The 11894-nt window shown below is 69.8% G+C and carries 9 protein-coding genes; 3 read left to right on the top strand and 6 right to left on the bottom strand.

What is annotated here, in order from left to right; translation table 11 throughout:
* Nucleotides 1-38: 38 nt before the first annotated feature.
* The gene (locus AOK11_RS19275; RefSeq protein ID WP_055594956.1) at nucleotides 39-1214 is read right to left on the bottom strand and encodes a mechanosensitive ion channel family protein; all 1176 of its coding nucleotides are present in this window, start codon (nucleotides 1212-1214) and stop codon (nucleotides 39-41) included.
* 264 nt (nucleotides 1215-1478) lie between these two features.
* Here AOK11_RS19275 and AOK11_RS19270 point away from each other — a divergent pair, with 264 nt between their 5' ends.
* Entirely contained in the window at nucleotides 1479-2057 is a 579-nt protein-coding gene (locus AOK11_RS19270; protein ID WP_055594958.1) for a dienelactone hydrolase family protein, read from the top strand.
* A 50-nt stretch (nucleotides 2058-2107) separates the two neighbouring features.
* On the opposite strand, the gene AOK11_RS19265 is transcribed toward AOK11_RS19270, so the two are convergent.
* The 4 genes from AOK11_RS19265 to AOK11_RS19250 all read right to left on the bottom strand — a co-directional run bounded on the left by AOK11_RS19265 (nucleotide 2108) and on the right by AOK11_RS19250 (nucleotide 6993).
* A complete protein-coding gene (locus AOK11_RS19265) occupies nucleotides 2108-3793 on the bottom strand; it encodes an alkaline phosphatase D family protein (protein WP_055594955.1) in 1686 nt (561 codons plus the stop codon).
* A 140-nt stretch (nucleotides 3794-3933) separates the two neighbouring features.
* Nucleotides 3934-4746: a thioredoxin domain-containing protein gene (locus AOK11_RS19260; RefSeq protein ID WP_055594957.1), complete on the bottom strand. Its 813-nt coding sequence runs from the start codon at nucleotides 4744-4746 to the stop codon at nucleotides 3934-3936.
* A gap of 103 nt (nucleotides 4747-4849) precedes the next feature.
* A complete protein-coding gene (locus tag AOK11_RS19255) occupies nucleotides 4850-5554 on the bottom strand; it encodes a hypothetical protein (protein WP_055594954.1) in 705 nt (234 codons plus the stop codon).
* A 113-nt stretch (nucleotides 5555-5667) separates the two neighbouring features.
* A complete protein-coding gene (locus AOK11_RS19250) occupies nucleotides 5668-6993 on the bottom strand; it encodes a DUF2252 domain-containing protein (RefSeq protein ID WP_055594953.1) in 1326 nt (441 codons plus the stop codon).
* Between the two features lie 263 nt (nucleotides 6994-7256).
* Here AOK11_RS19250 and dnaE point away from each other — a divergent pair, with 263 nt between their 5' ends.
* The gene (dnaE, locus tag AOK11_RS19245; protein WP_055594952.1) at nucleotides 7257-10796 is read left to right on the top strand and encodes a DNA polymerase III subunit alpha; all 3540 of its coding nucleotides are present in this window, start codon (nucleotides 7257-7259) and stop codon (nucleotides 10794-10796) included.
* Between the two features lie 134 nt (nucleotides 10797-10930).
* Here the strand turns inward: dnaE and AOK11_RS43495 are convergent, their stop codons facing one another.
* The gene (locus AOK11_RS43495; protein WP_095534346.1) at nucleotides 10931-11095 is read right to left on the bottom strand and encodes a hypothetical protein; all 165 of its coding nucleotides are present in this window, start codon (nucleotides 11093-11095) and stop codon (nucleotides 10931-10933) included.
* 213 nt (nucleotides 11096-11308) lie between these two features.
* Here AOK11_RS43495 and AOK11_RS19240 point away from each other — a divergent pair.
* Nucleotides 11309-11894, top strand: a 586-nt coding sequence (locus AOK11_RS19240) for an NYN domain-containing protein (protein WP_157869396.1), incomplete at its 3' end; no start/stop codon positions are given.

The following is an 11894-nucleotide window of genomic DNA, read 5'->3' as shown; positions in this document are numbered from 1 at the left end:
GGTCAACGGCGGTGCCGAACGCGGCCACTGAGGCGCCGTCAGTACTCCTGCGCCGCGCCCTGCGGTTCTTGGGCGGGCGCCCCGTCCTCCGGAGGACCGGAGGGGCCGGGGAGACCGGGGGGACGGGTGATGCCGGCGGCGCCGCCGGGGGAGTGGTGGCTCCTGTCGAGGACCGGTGCCGGGGCGGCCGGGGCGGTGCTGATCCGGGGCAGCGCGTAGGGATGCTGCTCGGCCAGCCAGCGGATCATCTGCTCGCGGACCTCGACCCGTACCGTCCAGATGTCGCCGGCGTCCTTGGCCGTCACCAGGGCCCGGACCTGGATGGTGCTGGGTGTGGTCTCCACGACGGTCAGGTTGTAGGCGCGGCCGTCCCAGGCCGGGCACTCGCGCAGGATGTCGCGGAGCCGGTCGCGCATGGCGTCCAGCGGGGCCCGGTGGTCGAGGTGCCAGATGACCGTCCCGGTCATCTGCGGGGAGTCGCGGGACCAGTTCTCGAACGGCTTGGACGTGAAGTACGACACCGGCATGGTGATCCGGCGCTCGTCCCAGGTGTTCACCGTGAGGAAGGTCAGGGTGATCTCCTCGACCGTGCCCCACTCGCCGTCCACCACGACCGTGTCGCCGATGCGCACCATGTCGCCGAAGGCGATCTGCAGCCCGGCGAACAGGTTGCTGAGCGTGGACTGGGCGGCGACACCGGCGACGATGCCGAGGATGCCCGCCGAGGCCAGCAGCGAGGCGCCGGCCGCGCGCATGGCGGGGAAGGTCAGCAGCATCGCGGCCACCGCCACCACGCCGACGATCGCCGAGACGACCCGCCGGATCAGCGTCACCTGGGTGCGCACCCGGCGGACCCTGGCCGGGTCGCGCTCGCGGTGCACGTTGGCGTACCGGGTGTACGAAGTCTCGACGACGGCCGCCGCGATCCGGATCACCAGCCAGGCGGCTGACCCGATCAGCACCAGCGTCAGCACCCGCTCGATGGATGCCCGGTGGCCCTCGAACAGCTTCGCCTCACTGAACGAACTTCTCAGCAGGGCCGCGCAGATGAGCAACTGGTAGGGGATGCGGCCGCGCCGGAGCAGTTCCCACATGGGGGTCTCGGAGTGCCGGGCGTCGGCCTTGCGCAGCAGTCGGTCGGTGGTCCAGCCGAGCATCAGGGTGAGCACGACCGAGCCGCCGAACACGATCAGGGGGCGGAGCACGTCTTCCATGTCCTCGAACCTAACCGGCCTCGCGCGCAGTGAACATGTGACATCCGCGGCGCCGTGGGTACGGCCGGTGCCGAGGTCCGGTGCCGAGGTCCGGTGCCGAGGTCCGGTGCCGAGGTCCGGAGCCGAGGTCCGGTGCCGAGGTCCGGAGCCGTGGCACGAGGCCGGTACGCCGGATCCGCAGGCCGCGTCGGTACGCCGGCCGGCGCATCGGACCGGGGCACCGGCAGGCACCGGCTGTCGGGCCCGGCTGGCACCATGGGCGTCATGAACATCATGCTGTTTCACTCGACCTACGGCCCGCGACCCGCGGTGTCCGCGGCCGCGGACCGGCTGCGTGCCGCCGGACACGAGGTGTGGACGCCCGACCTCTTCGAGGGCCGTACGTTCGACACGGTCGAGGAGGGCATGGCCCACCAGGAGTCCATCGGCAGGGACGAGTTGCTGAGGCGGGCCGTGCTCGCCGCCGCGCCCTACTCGGAGCGGGGGCTGGTGTACGCCGGGTTCTCCTTCGGCGCCTCCGTCGCCCAGACGCTGGCCCTCGGCGACGGCCGGGCGCGCGGGCTGCTGCTCCTGCACGGCACGTCGGACATCGCGGCGAACGCGGCGGTGGACGGTCTGCCGGTACAGCTCCACGTCGCCGAACCGGACCCGTTCGAGACGGACGACTGGCTGAGCGCCTGGTATCTGCAGATGGGCCGCGCCGGAGCCGACGTCGAGGTGTACCGGTACGCCGGGGCCGGCCACCTCTACACCGACCCCGGCCTGCCGGACCACGACGAGGAGGCCGCCGAGGCCACCTGGCGGGTGGCGCTCGGCTTCCTCGATTCGCTGGAGGACGACTGACGGAGAGAAGCGAAGGGCGCGCGCCGGACCGGCGTACCGGACCGCGCGGGTCAGACCGGGCGGTCGGCGCGCTCGACCCGCTGGGTGCCGCTGAGCGTCCGGTAGGAGCGCGCCCACGTGGACGTGGCGCCCGGGTCGGTGCGGCTGGACACCACGTAGTAGTCCATCTGCGCCCGCTCGGAGGTGATGTCCAGCACGCCGTAGCCGTGGCGGTCGGTGTCGACCCAGTGGACGTGCCGGTTGGTGGCCTTGATCAGCGGGGAGGCGACCGCGGAGACGGTGCCCTCGGGAACCTTGACGATGTCGTCGAGGTTGTCCGAGGTGACCGAGGTCACGACGAACTCGGCGGCCGCCGAGCCGGAAGCCGGGTACGTACCCGCGTTCACCGGCACGTCGTTGGCCCACGCCATGTGGATGTCGCCGGTGAGGAAGACCGTGTTGCGGATCGCGTTCGTCCGCAGATGGGCGAGGAGTTCCCGGCGGTCGTCGGTGTAGCCGTCCCACTGGTCGGTGTTGAGGGCGAGGCCCTCCTGCGGCAGGCCGAGCAGCTTGGCGATCGGCTTCAGCAGACTGGCCGGGAGCGAGCCGATCGCGAGCGGCGAGATCATCACCGAGGTGCCGACCAGCCGCCAGGTGGTGTCGGACGCCGACAGCCCCGACTTCAGCCAGTCGAGCTGGGCGCGGCCGGTGAGCGTACGGTCGGGGTCGTCCACCTCGCCGTTGCCCAGGGAGACCTGCTGGGAGCGGAAGGAGCGCAGGTCCAGCAGCGAGAGGTCGGCGAGCCTGCCGAAACGCAGCCGGCGGTAGGTGGTGCCGGCCAGCGCGGGACGTACCGGCATCCACTCGAAGTAGGCCTGCTTGGCGGCGGACTGGCGTGCGGCCCAGGTGCCCTCCTCGCCCTCGGTGTGGTTCCCGGCGCCGCCGGACCAGGTGTCGTTGGCGATCTCGTGGTCGTCCCAGATCGCGACGACCGGCGCCTTGGCGTGCAGCGCCTGGAGGTCGGGGTCGGTCTTGCACGTCGCGTGCCTCAGGCGGTAGTCGGCCAGGGTGACGGTCTCGTGGGCGGGCGCGTGCGCGCGGACGGTCCTGCCGCGCGTGCCGTACTCACCGGTGCCGTACTCGTAGATGTAGTCGCCGAGATGCAGCCAGGCGTCGAGGTCGCCGCGGGCCGCGAGATGGCGGTACGACGAGAAGTGGCCGGCCTCCCAGTTGGAGCAGGAGACCACGCCGAAGCGCAGACCGGTCACGGCGGCGTCGGCGGCCGGGGCGGTGCGGGTGCGGCCGACGGGGGAGTCGGTGCCGCCGGCAGAGAAGCGGAACCAGTAGTCGGTGGCGGGCGCGAGGCCGCGGACGTCGGCCTTGACGGTGTGGTCGGTGGCCGCGGTGACGCGGGTCGACCCCTTCGCGACGACGGCGGTGAACGCCTTGTCGCGGGCGACGGTCCAGCCGACCTCGGTGTCGGGGCCGAGTCCCGAGCCGGGTATTGCCTCCGGCGTCGGCGTCACGCGCGTCCACAGCAGGACGCCGTCCGGCAGCGGATCGCCGGAGGCCACTCCGTGCAGGAAGGCGGGGGCCACGGCGGTGGCGGCGCGGGCGGGCAGCGCGGCGGTGAGCGGTGCGGCGAGAATCGCGGTCGCGGCGGCCGCCTTGACGACCGAACGGCGTCGGGGGGAAAGGGAGTTGGCGTCCGCAGTGGCGGAGTTGGCGCTCTCGGACGATCTGTGTCGAGTGGTCACAGCCGATCAGGTTACTGATCGGTACATGCCAGAGCAGGCGAACTCGCAAAGTTCGCCCGCTCTTCGGCGTACGGTCGGCCGACCGTGATCGGGCCCCGGCCGCGTACCCCCGGATCGGGGGACCGGACGAGGTTCTTGGATCAGGCCTTGAGTGCCTTGTCGATTGCCGCGGTGAACTCAGGGACCGTCATCGGCGCGTTCTGCCCGTCGGACCCGGTGAGCTTCTTGCCGTCCATCTTCAACGTGGGGGTGCCCTGGACGTCGCTGTCGTCGAACTTATCGGACATCTCCAGCGCCCACTTGTCGTAGGTGCCGTTCTCCACGGCCGTCCGGAACTTCTTGTTGCCCTTCAGCTCCTCGACGCTGTTCGCCACCTCTATCAGGTAGGAGTCATCCTTGAACTTGTCCTGGCTCTCCTCGGGGTGGAACTCGGCCGAGTAGAGCGCGGACTTGTAGGCGAGGAATGCCTCGGGGCTGACGTTCAGCGCGGCACCCAGGGCGCTCAGTGCGTTCTTGGAGCCCTCGCCGGTCATACTGCGGTCCAGGAACGAGGCACCGATGAACTGGACCTTGTACTTGCCGTCCGCGACGTCCTTGTCGATCGTCTCGCCGACGGTCTGCTCGAACGAGGCGCAGATCGGGCAGCGCGGGTCCTCGTACAGTTCCAGGGTCTTCTTCGCGTCGGCCTTGCCGATGACGACGGTCGTGCCGTTCTCGCCGCTGGAGTTGGCCGGCTTGACGAGCTTCGCGTCCGCCGCGGCCTCCCATGCGCCGGGCTTGTTGGCCTGCATGACCGCGTAGCCGATGCCGCCGGCTATCGCCAGGACACCGACGATCGTTCCGGCGACGACCAGCTGACGCTTGACCTTGGCCTTCTTGGCCTCGCGCTCGCGCTCGACGCGCAGACGCTCACGGGCCGCCGTCTTCGCCGCCTGGCTGTTCCGCTTGCTCATGGTGATGCTCTCCACGGGGGACGCGCACAGTGTGTGTGCGGGATGTGTAGGGGGGACTGCGGGTGCTCGGACAGGGTGCCGACGCCGGAGGGACTGAGCCGTCTCAGACGAGGGCGGTGGAGCACGGCGGTCCACGCCGTCCCAGGCAGTGCACGAGGATCCGGCTCACGGCCGTGGTGGCCCGGTGGTCCGGGCGGGCAGGCCGGCGGACCTTCGGGGCGCGGCGCACGGTCACCGCGGCGACCGCCAGCAGCAGCGGCCGGACCGCTGTCGAAGCCGTCGCCGTCACCGCGCCCAGCAGCTGGGCCAGCGCCCGCTCGCCGCGGTGCAGCCAGGCGGCGGCGAACAGGCCGACGCCGATGTGCGCGCCGAGCAGCAGCCACGAGGTGGCCGGGTCGGCCTGGGCGAGCAGTCCCGCGAACCGGTCGCCGCCGTCGGCCGCGGTGCCGGTCACCCGCGTCAGCGGGGTGCCCACGCCGTCGCCGCACAGCACGTCGAAGCCGACCGAGCGCAATGGGCCCGTGATCGGGCCGCCCATCCGGCCGTAACAGACGTGCTGGCCGGTGGTGAAGACGGTGTCGGCGGCCAGCTCCAGCGGGACCAGCAGGGCGGCGATCCGCCCGAAGGAGCGCTGCCGGCCCGCGAGGGCGTACGCCAGGACGAACACGGCGACGGCGATCACCGCCACCGTGCTCAACGGCAGGGGAGCCCCGGACAGCACCACGTGCGACGCGGTGCTGAGGGTCACGACCACGGTCGTGAACAGCGCCGCGCGTACGGCTCTGAGCGGGGCTCCGGATATGTCCATGGTGGGGCCGAGTCTGTCATGCGCTCCGGTAAGGGATCCCTAAAGGGTTCCGGTTGGCAGGATTTCCCCGTCCGGAGCTCCTCCGGGCGGGGAAATCCCGGGCGGCGGGACGGTCACAGTCCCGGGATCCTGCCGTTGCGGAACAGGTCCAGGAAGATCTGGTGGTCGCCGCGCGCACGGGCGCCGTAGCTGTGCGCGAAGTCGACCAGCAGGGGCTCGAGCCCCTCCTCGTCGGCGGCGATCGCCGCGTCGATGGCGCGCTCGGTGGAGAACGGCACCAGGGACTCGCCGGACGTGTCGTCCGCCGCCGCGTGCATCGTGGCCGTGGCCCGGCCGAGGTCGGCGACGACCTGGGCGATCTCCTCCGGCTCGTCGATGTCGCCCCAGTCCAGGTCCACCGCGTACGGCGAGACCTCCGCGACCAGCTGCCCCGTGCCGTCCAGCTCGGTCCAGCCCAGCCACGGGTCGGCGTGCGCCTGCAGGGCGCGCTGGGAGATCACCGTGCGGTGGCCCTCGTGCTGGAAGTAGTCCCGGATCGACGGGTCGGTGATGTGCCGGAAGACGGCCGGCGTCTGCGCCTGCTTGATGTAGATCACCACATCGTTCTCCAGGGCGTCGCTGTGCCCCTCCAGCAGGATGTTGTACGACGGCAGTCCGGCCGAGCCGATGCCCACGCCCCGGCGGCCCACGACGTCCTTCACGCGGTAGGAGTCCGGACGGGCCAGCGAGGCGTCCGGCAGCGTCTCCAGGTAGCCGTCGAAGGCGGCGAGGACCTTGTAGCGGGTGGCGGCGTCGAGCTCCACCGCGCCGCCGCCGGAGGCGAAGCGGCGCTCGAAGTCACGGATGACGGTCATCGAGTCCAGCAGCCCGAACCGGGTCAGCGAGCGGGCGTCGCGCAGCGCGTCGAGCAGCGGGCCCTGCGCGGTGTCCAGTGTGAACGGCGGCACCTCGTCGCTCTTCGCGCCGGTCGCCAGCGAGTGGATCCGCTCCCGGTACGCGGCCGTGTAGATCCGCACCAGCTCGGTGATCTGCTCGTCGCTGAGCGCCTTCGCGTAGCCGATCAGCGCCATGGAGGCGGCGAAGCGCTTGAGGTCCCAGGTGAAGGGGCCGACGTAGGCCTCGTCGAAGTCGTTGACGTTGAAGACCAGACGGCCGTTGGAGTCCATGTACGTGCCGAAGTTCTCCGCGTGCAGATCACCGTGGATCCACACCCGGGACGTCCGGTCGTCCAGGTACGGTCCGCCGCGCTTCTCGGCGTCCAGATCATGGTAGAAGAGACACGCCGTGCCTCGGTAGAACGCGAACGCCGAGGCCGCCATCTTCCGGAACTTCACGCGGAAGGCGGCAGGGTCGGCGGCCAGGAGCTCGCCGAAGGCGGTGTCGAGAACGGCGAGAATCTCCTCGCCACGGTGCTCGTCGTTGAGCTGCGGGACCGACATCGCTGAGTGCCTCCTGGTACGGGATGTTTGGGGACGGCGGATCCGTCCCCCGTCCAACGTGTGACGCGTCACGGGAGTGCCCGCGCCGCATGCCCGAAGGTACGTTCGGCGGAGCCCCGAGTGTCAGTGTCGGGGCATAGACTTCGAGGCTGTCCACCGGACTGCCGCCGAGCTCCCACCCGTCGCCCGGCCACCGCCCTCGACGAGGCGCTCCGCGCCACAGTCACCCTTCCCGTCCGACCCCCGCCACTGGAGGCCGAACCGTGTCGAAGACGCCGTTCACGCACCTGCACGTCCACACCCAGTACTCCCTGCTGGACGGTGCCGCGCGGCTGAAGGACATGTTCAACGCCTGCAACGAGATGGGCATGAGCCACATCGCCATGTCCGACCACGGAAACCTGCACGGCGCGTACGACTTCTTCCACAGCGCGCAGAAGGCCGGAGTCACCCCGATCATCGGGATCGAGGCCTACGTCGCACCCGAGTCGCGGCGCACCAAGCGCAAGATCCAGTGGGGTCAGCCGCACCAGAAGCGGGACGACGTCTCCGGTTCGGGCGGTTACACCCACAAGACGATCTGGGCGGTCGACAGCACGGGCCTGCACAACCTCTTCAAGCTCTCCTCCGACGCGTACGCGGAGGGCTGGCTGCAGAAATGGCCCCGGATGGACAAGGAGACCATCTCCAAGTGGTCCACCGGGCTGGTCGCCTCCACCGGCTGCCCCTCCGGCGAGGTCCAGACCCGGCTGCGCCTCGGCCACTTCGACGAGGCGCTCAAGGCGGCCGCCGACTACCAGGACATCTTCGGCAAGGACCGGTACTTCCTGGAGCTGATGGACCACGGCATCGAGATCGAGCGCCGGGTCCGTGACGGCCTGCTGGAGATCGGGAAGAAGCTCGGCATCCCGCCCCTGGTCACCAACGACTCGCACTACACGTACGCGCACGAGGCGACCGCCCACGACGCGCTGCTGTGCATCCAGACCGGCAAGAACCTCTCCGACCCCGACCGCTTCCGGTTCGACGGCACCGGCTACTACCTCAAGTCCACCGACGAGATGTACGCCATCGACTCCTCCGACGCCTGGCAGCAGGGCTGCGCCAACACCAGGCTGATCGCCGACATGGTCGACACCACGGGCATGTTCGAGAAGCGCGACCTCATGCCCAAGTTCGACATCCCCGAGGGCTACACCGAGGTCAGCTGGTTCCGCGAGGAGACCATGCGGGGCATGCACCGCCGCTTCCCGGGCGGCATCCCGGACGACCGCATGAAGCAGGTCGAGTACGAGATGGACACCATCATCTCGATGGGCTTCCCCGGGTACTTCCTCGTCGTCGCCGACTTCATCATGTGGGCCAAGAAGCAGGGCATCGCCGTCGGCCCCGGCCGCGGCTCCGCCGCAGGCTCGATCGTCGCCTACGCCATGGGCATCACCGACCTCGACCCGATCCCGCACGGCCTGATCTTCGAGCGGTTCCTCAACCCCGAGCGCGTCTCCATGCCCGACGTCGACATCGACTTCGACGAGCGCAGGCGCGTCGAGGTGATCCGGTACGTCACCGAGAAGTACGGCGCCGACAAGGTCGCCATGATCGGCACCTACGGCAAGATCAAGGCGAAGAACGCCATCAAGGACTCCGCGCGCGTCCTGGGCTACCCGTACGCCATGGGCGACCGGCTCACCAAGGCCATGCCCGCCGACGTCCTCGGCAAGGGCATCGACCTCGACGGCATCACCAACCCCTCGCACCCGCGCTACAACGAGGCCGGCGAGATCCGCGCGATGTACGAGAACGAGCCGGACGTGAAGAAGGTCATCGACACCGCCAAGGGCGTCGAGGGCCTCGTGCGGCAGATGGGCGTGCACGCGGCCGGCGTGATCATGTCCAGCGAGCCCATCGTCGACCACGCCCCGATCTGGGTGCGGCACACCGACGGCGTGACCATCACCCAGTGGGACTACCCCCAGTGCGAGTCGCTCGGCCTGCTGAAGATGGACTTCCTGGGCCTGCGCAACCTCACGATCATGGACGACGCCATCAAGATGGTGAAGGCCAACAAGGGCATCGACCTGGAGATGCTCGCCCTCCCGCTGGACGACCCCAAGACCTTCGAACTGCTCTGCCGCGGTGACACCCTCGGTGTCTTCCAGTTCGACGGCGGCCCGATGCGCTCGCTGCTCCGCCAGATGCAGCCCGACAACTTCGAGGACATCTCCGCCGTCTCGGCCCTCTACCGCCCGGGCCCGATGGGCATGAACTCGCACATCAACTACGCGGAGCGCAAGAACGGCCGCCAGGAGATCACACCGATCCACAAGGAGCTGGAGGAGCCGCTCCGGGAGGTGCTGTCGGTCACCTACGGCCTGATCGTCTACCAGGAGCAGGTGCAGAAGGCCGCCCAGATCATCGCGGGCTACTCGCTCGGCGAGGCCGACATCCTGCGCCGCGTGATGGGCAAGAAGAAGCCCGACGAACTGGCGAAGAACTTCGTCCTCTTCCAGGAGGGCGCCCGCAAGAACGGCTACAGCGACGAGGCGATCCAGGGCCTGTGGGACGTGCTGGTCCCGTTCGCCGGCTACGCGTTCAACAAGGCCCACTCCGCCGCGTACGGACTGGTGTCGTACTGGACCGGGTACCTCAAGGCGAACTACCCGGCCGAGTACATGGCCGCGCTGCTCACCTCGGTCAAGGACGACAAGGACAAGTCGGCCGTCTACCTCAACGAGTGCCGCCGCATGGGCATCAAGGTGCTCCCGCCGAACGTCAACGAGTCCGAGTCGAACTTCGCCGCGCAGGGCGACGACGTGATCCTCTTCGGCCTGTCCGCGGTCCGCAACGTCGGCACCAACGTCGTCGAGTCGATCATCAAGAGCCGCAAGGCCAAGGGGAAGTACGCCTCCTTCCCGGACTACCTCGACAAGGTCGAGGCGGTCGTCTGCAACAAGCGGACCACCGAGTCGCTGATCAAGGCGGGCGCCTTCGACTCCATGGGGCACACCCGCAAGGGCCTCACCGCCCAGTACGAGCCGATGATCGACAACGTGGTCGCGGTCAAGCGCAAGGAGGCCGAGGGACAGTTCGACCTCTTCGGCGGCATGGGCGAGGAGGAGACCAGCGAGCCCGGCTTCGGTCTCGACGTCACCTTCACCGACGACGAGTGGGACAAGACCTACCTGCTCGCGCAGGAGCGGGAGATGCTCGGGCTGTACGTCTCCGACCACCCGCTGTTCGGGCTGGAGCACGTCCTGTCCGACAAGGCCGACGCGGGCATCTCCCAGCTCACCGGCGGCGACTTCGGCGACGGCGCGGTGGTCACCATCGGCGGCATCATCTCCGGCCTCCAGCGCAAGATGACCAAGCAGGGCAACGCCTGGGCGATCGCCACCGTGGAGGACCTCGCCGGGTCCATCGAGTGCATGTTCTTCCCCGCGACCTACCAGCTCGTCTCGACCCAACTCGTCGAGGACGCCGTGGTCTTCGTCAAGGGCCGGCTCGACAAGCGCGAGGACGTGCCGCGGCTGGTCGCCATGGAGCTCCAGGTGCCCGACCTGTCCAACGCGGGCACCAACGCGCCCGTCGTGCTCACCATCCCGGCGACCAGGGTCACCCCGCCGATGGTCAGCCGCCTCGGCGAGATCCTCGGCCACCACAAGGGCGACAGCGAGGTCCGCATCAAGCTCCAGGGGCCGACGAAGACGACGGTGCTGCGCCTGGACCGGCACCGGGTGAAGCCGGACCCCGCCCTGTTCGGCGACCTCAAGGTCCTCCTCGGCCCGTCCTGCCTGGCGGGCTAGCCGGCCGGGCGGACCACACGACCGGCCAGGCCGACGGGACCGACGGGACCGACGGCCAAGAGGGGTGCACCCGGCGACGGGTGCACCCCTCTGCATATGCCGTGTGCGGAGCTCAAGGGCCCACCGCACGGGCGTCAGTTGTGGCCGAAGCGCTTCTCCCTGCCCTTGCGGGCGACATCTCCGGGAGTGATCTGCGGGCCGTGCTGCTCGGTCTGCGGCTCCGCGGAGGGATGCTGCGCCGTCTGCTGGGCGCGTGCGGTCTGCGGCTGCTTCCGTTCACGGTTCTTGTTCTTGGCCATGGTGATGCCTCCTGTGGGGGATCTAGGGGCCAGGGCCGGGACCAGACTCACATGGCGGAAGAGCCACCGCATGTCGGACAATTACCGTGTGTGACAGGGTGGGTCGGCGAAGGAAGTGTGGAAACGCCACGCCGAAGATCGAGTTCGGGCCGTTAACCCCGGCGTGGTCGGGCAGACTCGAAGCAAGCCCGAAGCAAACCTCCCGGAAAGAGGGTGGATCGCGTGGACCGCTGCATCGTCCTGGTGGACGCCGGGTATCTGCTGGGGGCCGCCGCCAGTCTCCTCGCCGGGGAGCCCTCGCGGTCCCGGATCACCGTCGATCACACCGCCCTCATCCAAGGGCTGCGCGACCGGGCCGAGTCCGACACGGGCCGGCCCCTGCTGCGCATCTACTGGTTCGACGGCGCCCCCGACCGGGTGCCGCAGCCCGAGCACCGCCGGCTGCGGGTCATGCCCAGGGTCACCGTCCGGCTGGGCGCCCTCACCCGCAGCGACGGCCGCTGGGCGCAGAAGGGCGTCGACGCCGCCATGCACGCCGAGTTGACCGAGCTGGCCCGCAACCGCGCCTGTTCCGACATCGTCCTGGTCACCGGCGACGGCGACCTGCTGCCCGGCATGATGGCGGCCAAGGAGCACGGTGTCGCCGTCCACCTGTGGGCCGTCCAGGCCGCCGACGGTGACTACAACCAGTCCGAGGACCTGGTGGCCGAGGCCGACGAACGCCGGGTGCTGGACCGTGCCTGGATCACCGGGGCGGTGCGGGCCAAGGAGGACTACTCCGGGGTGTGCGCGCCGCCCC

Source organism: Streptomyces hirsutus (assembly GCF_001418415.1).
In the GTDB taxonomy this organism is placed as follows: Bacteria; Actinomycetota; Actinomycetes; order Streptomycetales; family Streptomycetaceae; genus Streptomyces; species Streptomyces hirsutus.
This window is presented reverse-complemented; position numbering and strand designations above follow the sequence as displayed.

Bases quoted from the DNA above. Each gene is read 5' to 3' on its own strand.
- AOK11_RS19250 (WP_055594953.1), bottom strand. From the start codon at position 6,993: ATGTCGGTCCCGCAGCTCAACGACGAGCACCGTGGCGAGGAGATTCTC.
- AOK11_RS19275 (WP_055594956.1), bottom strand. From the start codon at position 1,214: ATGGAAGACGTGCTCCGCCCCCTGATCGTGTTCGGCGGCTCGGTCGTG.
- AOK11_RS43495 (WP_095534346.1), bottom strand. From the start codon at position 11,095: ATGGCCAAGAACAAGAACCGTGAACGGAAGCAGCCGCAGACCGCACGC.
- AOK11_RS19270 (WP_055594958.1), top strand. From the start codon at position 1,479: ATGAACATCATGCTGTTTCACTCGACCTACGGCCCGCGACCCGCGGTG.
- AOK11_RS19255 (WP_055594954.1), bottom strand. From the start codon at position 5,554: ATGGACATATCCGGAGCCCCGCTCAGAGCCGTACGCGCGGCGCTGTTC.
- AOK11_RS19260 (WP_055594957.1), bottom strand. From the start codon at position 4,746: ATGAGCAAGCGGAACAGCCAGGCGGCGAAGACGGCGGCCCGTGAGCGT.